Here is a 6,692-nt window from a genome sequence, read left to right on the forward strand (position 1 = left end):
TGTCCTTACTAAAGAAGAAAGCCAGCATGAGCCGGCCTTTTAAGGTTATTTACCAATACAGAATGAAGAGAAGATGCGACCTAAAAGATCGTCTGAACTGAACTCACCCGTGATCTCATTGAGGTGCTGTTGGGTGATACGAAGCTCTTCTGCTAATATCTCTCCGGCCATGTAGCCTTCAAGCTGCTGTTGCCCAATATCAAGGTGTTCCGATGCGCGTTCTAGTGCATCCAAGTGGCGGCGGCGCGCCATAAAGCCACCTTCATGACCACCAGCAAAGCCCATGCAATCCTTGAGATGGCTACGCAGAGCGTCGACACCTTGGCCTGTTTTTGCTGATAAGCGAATCAGGGTTGGATCGTTAACATGACAAATGCCTAACTCTTCACTGGTTTGATCCGCTTTATTACGAATTACCGTCATTCCGATGTTGTCTGGTAGACGATCAACGAAATCTGGCCAGATATCTTTCGGGTCTGTTGCGTCTGTTGTTGTGCCATCAACCATAAATAAAACTCGGTCTGCCTGAGCAATTTCTTCCCAAGCGCGTTCAATACCGATTTTTTCTACTTCATCAGAGGCATCACGTAGACCTGCGGTATCAATAATATGCAGTGGCATGCCGTCAATATGGATATGTTCACGCAGTACATCACGCGTAGTGCCGGCAATATCTGTCACAATGGCAGATTCTTTGCCTGACAATGCATTCAATAGGCTCGATTTACCGGCATTTGGGCGACCTGCAATCACGACCTTCATGCCTTCACGCATGATCGCACCTTGATTCGCTTCTTGGCGCACAGCTTCGAGGTTATCGATGATAGCCTGTAAGTCAGTACTGACTTTACCGTCAGCAAGAAAATCAATTTCTTCTTCTGGGAAATCGATCGCTGCTTCAACGTAGATTCTTAAGTAAATAAGAGAATCTACAAGCGTATTAATGCGTTTAGAGAATTCGCCTTGTAGCGATTGAAGCGCCGATTTTGCTGCTTCTTCTGAGCTGGCATCAATTAAGTCAGCAATCGCTTCGGCTTGAGTTAAATCCATCTTATCGTTCAAGAAGGCACGTTCTGAAAACTCACCTGGACGCGCTGCACGTACGCCTGAAATGGCTAGGATGCGTTTGATTAGCATATCCATCACCACTGGGCCGCCGTGGCCTTGCAACTCTAATACGTCTTCGCCGGTAAACGAGTGCGGGTTAGGGAAGTAAAGCGCGATGCCTTGGTCGAGTTCGATGCCATCGTCAGATTTAAACGGTAGGTACTCCGCGTAGCGAGGCTTGAGTGTTTTTCCTGTTACTTCTAGGGCAACCTGAGTCGCCAATGGGCCGGAAACGCGGATAATACCGACGCCACCACGGCCTGGCGCGGTCGCTTGAGCAACAATCGTATCTGTAGTCATAGGTGTGCCTGCTAGCATGTGAAAGCCAAAAAGGGGCGTTCACTATTAATCAATTAGCTGAATTGTAATCAGCTAAAAACAAAAAGGCGACCTTTTGGTCGCCTTTCTTTATCTCTTTCTATTATCGAACTTACTTAGAATGTAAGCCTTTCTTTTCCAGCGCGCGGTAGATAAGCGTTTGCTGAATCAGAGTTACGATGTTCGATACTAGCCAGTAAAGAACCAGACCTGAAGGGAAGAACAGGAAGAAGAATGTGAACATAACCGGCATAAAGGTCATGATCTTCTGCTGCATTGGATCCGTTACAGTTGTCGGGCTCATCTTCTGGATTAGGAACATTGAAGCACCCATCAGAAGTGGCAAGATGTAGTATGGGTCTTGTGCTGAAAGGTCAGTAATCCAACCGAAGAACGGTGAGTGACGCAGTTCAACAGACTCCATTAGTGCCCAGTATAGTGAAATGAAGATAGGCATTTGAAGAAGGATAGGTAAACAGCCACCTAGTGGGTTTACTTTTTCTTTCTTGTAAAGCTCCATCATTTCTTGGCTCATGCGTTGACGGTCGTCGCCAATACGCTCACGCATTGCAGTCAGCTTAGGCTGAAGCATACGCATTTTCGCCATAGACGTGTACTGAGCTTTCGTTAGTGGGTACATAGCACCACGAACGATGAAAGTTAGACAGATGATTGCCAGACCCCAGTTCACAACGATGCCTTGAATGAACGAAAGCAGAGTATGAAGTGGTTTAGCAATGAACCATAACCAACCGTAGTCAACTACTAGGTCTAGGTTTGGTGCAACAGCAGCCATTTGGTCTTGAAGTTTAGGACCAACCCAAAGCGTTGCCTTGAAGCTTGCTTCGTCGCCAGTTGCGATGGTTTTGTTCGGCATGCGAACACCGATGTCGCCAAGGTTACCAATGACACGAGTGTAAAGGTTGCTGCCTGCTTCGTCGCGTGGGATCCAAGCGCTTGCAAAGTAGTGCTGAATCATCGCTGCCCAACCTTGACCGTTTGCTAGGTTAAGAGACAGGTTGCGATCTTGCATGTCGTCGAAGCTGTATTTTTTGTAACGCGTATCTTCCGTAGAGTAAGCACCACCACGGTAAGTTGGCATTGTTAGGCTACCGCCGTCATCCATAACGTTCTGACGTAGGTGAGCGTACATGCCGAATGTCGCGTTGTTACCAGAGTTGTTGACTACATCGTATTCAACATCCACTGCGTAGCTGCCACGCTTAAGGACGAATGTTTTCGTGTACTCAAGGCCGTTCGCTTGGTAAGTCATCGGGATGCGTAGTTCATCCTGACCATCAGCAAGTGTGAAGCTGTCTGCTGAAATTGTGTAGCTAGGGCGGTTTGTGCTGCTTAGGTCGATACCTTGAGGGCCCACTAGACCGCTTTGAGCGATAAATTGGTGACCAGGCTCGTTTTTAAGAAGAACAAAAGTATCTTCAGAATCGAACTCAGCAGAGTAATCGTTTAGGTTTGCTGTAACGACATCACCACCAACCGTATCAATTGACAGAGTCAGAACATCAGTTGTTACTGTGATAGTTTTAGCAGAAGCAACTTGGCCAGGAGCCGGGTCTAGATCATCTGCATAAGATGGCGCTGGTAGGGTGCTGCCAGATTGTGCCTGCTCAACCGCTTGTGGAGCTGGGTTCTGAGCTACGTTCCATTGTTGGAACAGTAGGAAAGAAACCAAAGCCAATGCGATTAACAGGATATTACGTTGAGAATCCATCGTTATTTATCTCTGTCTTGTTTTTGGACTGGTGGAACGGGGTCAAAGCCCCCTTCGTTCAAAGGATGGCATTTTAATAGACGTTTGCCTGATAACCAACACCCTTTTACAAAACCGTGAGCTTTCAACGCTTCTATCGCATATAAAGAGCAGGTTGGAGTAAATCGGCAGCGTGGGCCGATGAGTGGACTAATAAACCATCTATATAAATAGATGGGTATTAGCGCTATCCACGCGAAGGGCGAGACAGGCGAAGCCATAATTTGTCGAGTAGCTTGAACATTTCTTCATTGCTTAAATCTTGCGCGCTCTTCTTAGCGATTACAACATAATCTTTGTTAGGAAGTTTGTGTTGAGTGTTACGAAAGCTTTCACGAGTAAGACGCTTGAATCGGTTACGACCAACGGCGGTTTTAATCTGCTTTTTCGGAACAGCTAATCCAAGGCGAGGATTTGAAAGAGAGTTATTTCGGGCAATGATGGTGAAATGAGGGGAGCCTGCTCGATGAGCTTGCTTGAAGACATTCTGATAATGTTCGGGAGTTAACAAGCGTAACTCCCGACCGAAGGCTAGCTTATTCAAAATAATCAAAGATTACTTAGAAAGACGCTTACGGCCTTTTGCACGACGTGCATTGATTGTTGCGCGACCGTTCTTAGTAGCCATGCGAGCACGGAAACCGTGTGTACGCTTACGCTTTAGAACTGTAGGTTGAAAAGTGCGTTTCATTGTAATTACCTTACTGATCAGTAGTTTTAGGTTTTTGTTAAACCCGGCGTGGGCATTTTTTCTCTTCTTTATATAAGAAAGGAAAACCGACGCCTCTCAACAAAGAGGCGGAATTGTAATCACTGTCACAAAAAGTGTCAATGATTGGGTTAACTAAAATTCCGGTCGGGGGATTATACGTAGAATAACTAAAATCACAAGGATCCTTATTCGATCCCGACCTTATTTAAGAATTTCTTTAATTTAGGATCCTGTGGATTACCAAAAATATCCTGTGGAGATCCCTGTTCGACAATGTGACCATCAGCCATGAAGATCACTCGGTCTGCGACCTCTCTAGCGAACTGCATTTCGTGCGTAACCACCAGCATGGTTTGATGCTGATTTGCCAGTTTTTTCATTAAGTTAAGCACTTCGCCAACCCACTCAGGATCGAGCGCTGAAGTCGGCTCATCAAACAATAAAAGCTCTGGTTGTAGAGCCATTGCACGGCCAATACCAACCCGTTGCTGCTGGCCACCAGAGAGCGCGACAGGGTAGCTATCAGCTTTCTCTCCTAGGCCAATGTCGTCGAGTATTTGTTGTGCTTTTTCATGGGCTTGCTTCTTTTTCCAACCACGAACGGTAATCAAACCTTCAGCTATATTCTGTCTCGCGGTTTGGTGAGCAAATAGTGCATAGTTTTGGAATACAAAACCAGTCTTACGACGCAGTGCAAGCACCTCTGCTTTGGTGTGTTTCTGAGCATCAACCCTGATATCATCAACCGAAATAGTACCTTGATCAGCTTGCTCTAGAAAATTCACACAACGCAGCAGGGTAGATTTACCCGTACCACTTGAACCTATGATGACAATTATCTCACCTTGCTTGATTTCGAGGTCGATCCCTTTCAATACTTCGGTGTCACCAAACTGCTTGTGGATATTTTGTAATTTGATCATCGTACATACGCCTTATTCAGTTTCACTTCGGCCCAGATTTGAATACGAGTGAGGATAACCACCACGCCCCAGTAAATCAGCGCTACCGCTAAGAAAGCCTCGAAGAAGCGGAAACTTGAAGAAGCTTCCATTTGAGCTTTGGCCATGATTTCGGCTACACCTAGGGTGAAGGCAAGTGAAGTAGACTTAATCATATCAATGAAATAGTTCATTAAAGAAGGCAGTGCCACGCGAGTTGCTTGCGGCAAGATCACTCGGCGCATCGCTTGGCTGGTTGTCATACCGACCGAAAGGCTGGCTTCCATTTGGCTGCGATCAATACCGATAATCGCGGCACGAATACTTTCAGCCATGTAAGCGGCAAAGTGCAGGGTCAAACCAATCACGGCCGCGCCAAACGCATCGAGTCCAACCATCCACGGAAATACCTGCGGTAGGCCGTAGTATAGAAGGAACAGCTGTACCAACAGTGGTGTGCCTCGGAAGAAGCTAATGTACAGCTGGCTCAGTTGGTCGAGTACTGGGATTTTGAATACACGAATATTCGCCAGTATCAGAGACAGGATCAGAGCAAAGAACAAGCCCCAAGTCGCCATCTCCATCGTGGTGCCTAAATACTTCAGTAGTATTGGCAACAGCTCTAGCATGTAATTAAAGTCAAATCCCATAATCTATCTCGTATTTATATTGGAAGTGTTGTTCTATTTGGAAATACTGTTCTATCAGGCTTTTAATCAGTGCACAAAAGCAAAAAGCCCACCGCTGTGTAAAGCAGTGGGCCTTGAATGGAGAAAGTGAGTAATTACTTCTGAGTAATGTCCGCACCGAACCATTTTTGAGAGATGCTCTCTAGCGTACCATCTGCGCGCATTGCTGCTAATGCTTGGTTTACTTCTGCTTGCAGTTTTTTACCGTTGTCGTTGTTCACGAAAGGCCAAGCGTTTTCAATGGTTTCGAATGGCTGACCTGCTAGCTGTAATGGTAGCCCTGTCTTCTTGATAAGCTCTAGTGCTGATAGGCGATCCATTACGAATGCATCTGCACGACCAAGAGCGACATCATGCTCAATACCTGTATCGTAGGTTTTTACATTGATTTTGCCATCTTTGTCGTAGCTGCGAAGCAGTTGTTCAAAGTTTGAACCTAGGTTTACCGCAACCGTCTTGCCATCAAGGTCTTCGATACCCTTAATGCTGTAATTACCTTTACGAACGGTAATTTGTGCACCGTCTACTACGTATGGGTCTGCGAATAGGTATTTCGCTTTACGTGCATCCGTCATTGTAATTTGGTTTGAAATGGTATCGATACGACCCGTTTCAAGAAGACCAAACAGACCAGAGAAGTTTGCCGTTACGTATTCAACCTTGTAATCGTTACGCTTACCGATCTCATCCCATAAATCCACTTCAAAACCTTGTAGTTGGTCTTGTTTAACGAACGTAAACGGGAAGTAGCGACCAGACATGCCGACTTTAACTTCAGTCGCGGCTTGAACAGTAGCAGCAGAGAGTGCGATAGCCGCAATTGCAGCCTTAATCCAGTTATTCATTTGGTAACTCCTTATATTTATAGGGTTGGATGTTACTGGGAAAATGCTCAATAGAATAAATAACCAGATGTTATTAACCATAACCAGATCGCATTCTCGATTTGGGGATAACTAGCAAGGATCCGGGCATAAGTGGATCATTGTGTGAGTAAATTAGGGGCAAGATGTGTGGATCCACCGATTATTTACAAAATTATTGTGAATAACTTGGATCTTATTCACTGGATCTGTGATCAATTGCTGGTGATCTGACTTATCAACAGGTAAAATTAACGGTCATTTCATATAACTTAAATAGAGTGGGGCACC

8 protein-coding genes are annotated in these 6,692 nt (G+C 45.5%); all 8 read right to left on the reverse strand.

Annotated elements, in window-relative coordinates:
• Positions 1–45: 45 nt before the first annotated feature.
• Entirely contained in the window at positions 46–1,407 is a 1,362-nt protein-coding gene (mnmE, locus tag OCV44_RS14385; protein ID WP_004735804.1) for a tRNA uridine-5-carboxymethylaminomethyl(34) synthesis GTPase MnmE, read from the reverse strand.
• Positions 1,408–1,537: 130 nt separating this feature from the next.
• Entirely contained in the window at positions 1,538–3,157 is a 1,620-nt protein-coding gene (gene yidC, locus OCV44_RS14390) for a membrane protein insertase YidC (RefSeq protein ID WP_086050363.1), read from the reverse strand.
• A 2-nt stretch (positions 3,158–3,159) separates the two neighbouring features.
• Entirely contained in the window at positions 3,160–3,417 is a 258-nt protein-coding gene (gene yidD / locus OCV44_RS14395; RefSeq protein ID WP_086050364.1) for a membrane protein insertion efficiency factor YidD, read from the reverse strand.
• Complete coding sequence (gene rnpA / locus OCV44_RS14400) at positions 3,384–3,707, reverse strand: ribonuclease P protein component (protein ID WP_029223763.1); 324 nt, start codon at positions 3,705–3,707, stop codon at positions 3,384–3,386. Before rnpA ends, yidD begins: the two co-directional genes overlap by 34 nt.
• A gap of 45 nt (positions 3,708–3,752) precedes the next feature.
• Positions 3,753–3,887: a 50S ribosomal protein L34 gene (gene rpmH, locus OCV44_RS14405; RefSeq protein ID WP_004735800.1), complete on the reverse strand. Its 135-nt coding sequence runs from the start codon at positions 3,885–3,887 to the stop codon at positions 3,753–3,755.
• Between the two features lie 206 nt (positions 3,888–4,093).
• On the reverse strand, positions 4,094–4,831 hold the full coding sequence (locus OCV44_RS14410) for an amino acid ABC transporter ATP-binding protein (protein ID WP_139685483.1): 738 nt from the start codon (positions 4,829–4,831) through the stop codon (positions 4,094–4,096).
• Positions 4,828–5,499 carry an amino acid ABC transporter permease gene (locus OCV44_RS14415; RefSeq protein ID WP_086050366.1) on the reverse strand — a complete coding sequence of 224 codons (672 nt, stop codon included), beginning with the start codon at positions 5,497–5,499 and terminating at the stop codon, positions 4,828–4,830. The genes OCV44_RS14410 and OCV44_RS14415 overlap by 4 nt, the downstream gene beginning before the upstream one ends.
• Before the next feature lie 134 nt (positions 5,500–5,633).
• Positions 5,634–6,383, reverse strand: coding sequence for an amino acid ABC transporter substrate-binding protein (locus OCV44_RS14420; protein WP_139685484.1), 750 nt, complete (start codon positions 6,381–6,383; stop codon positions 5,634–5,636).
• Positions 6,384–6,692: the final 309 nt, after the last annotated feature.

Origin of the sequence: Vibrio tasmaniensis, assembly GCF_024347635.1 — a bacterium.
Lineage (GTDB): Bacteria > Pseudomonadota > Gammaproteobacteria > Enterobacterales > Vibrionaceae > Vibrio > Vibrio tasmaniensis.

What these genes read in the sequence shown, in the direction of transcription:
- mnmE (WP_004735804.1), bottom strand. Translation starts at nt 1,407, where the DNA reads ATGACTACAGATACGATTGTTGCTCAAGCGACCGCGCCAGGCCGTGGT.
- yidC (WP_086050363.1), bottom strand. Translation starts at nt 3,157, where the DNA reads ATGGATTCTCAACGTAATATCCTGTTAATCGCATTGGCTTTGGTTTCT.
- rpmH (WP_004735800.1), bottom strand. Translation starts at nt 3,887, where the DNA reads ATGAAACGCACTTTTCAACCTACAGTTCTAAAGCGTAAGCGTACACAC.
- yidD (WP_086050364.1), bottom strand. Translation starts at nt 3,417, where the DNA reads ATGGCTTCGCCTGTCTCGCCCTTCGCGTGGATAGCGCTAATACCCATC.
- OCV44_RS14410 (WP_139685483.1), bottom strand. Translation starts at nt 4,831, where the DNA reads ATGATCAAATTACAAAATATCCACAAGCAGTTTGGTGACACCGAAGTA.
- OCV44_RS14420 (WP_139685484.1), bottom strand. Translation starts at nt 6,383, where the DNA reads ATGAATAACTGGATTAAGGCTGCAATTGCGGCTATCGCACTCTCTGCT.
- OCV44_RS14415 (WP_086050366.1), bottom strand. Translation starts at nt 5,499, where the DNA reads ATGGGATTTGACTTTAATTACATGCTAGAGCTGTTGCCAATACTACTG.